The 289-nt window shown below is 47.4% G+C and carries 1 protein-coding gene; it reads left to right on the forward strand.

Features of this window, described 5'->3' with window-relative positions; translation table 11 throughout:
• A partial coding sequence (locus LKE08_RS09705) for an HNH endonuclease signature motif containing protein (protein WP_324704018.1) occupies positions 1-255 on the forward strand: 255 nt, incomplete at its 5' end.
• Positions 256-289: the final 34 nt, after the last annotated feature.

Below are 289 nucleotides of genomic sequence, written 5' to 3' on the forward strand. Positions count from 1 at the left end.
GCAGAAATCCCAAACCGAGAAGCCAAACTGCTGAAATACCAGAAAGGCAAATGCAAATGGTGCGGGCAGCACTTCACTATCGAAGACCAAGTGGAAATCGACCATATAATCCCTAGAAGCCTAGGCGGAAAAGATGATTACAAAAACCTCCAACTGCTGCACCACCACTGTCACGATGCAAAGACTGCAATAGATGTCAGTCAAAGCAAGAATCGTACTCATGACAACGAGACGGCTGAACTAGGAGCCGTGTGAGGTGAAAGTCTCATGCACGGTTTTGAATGGGAGG

The organism is Lyngbya sp. CCY1209, assembly GCF_035615495.1.
Classification (GTDB): domain Bacteria; phylum Cyanobacteriota; class Cyanobacteriia; order Cyanobacteriales; family Microcoleaceae; genus Limnospira.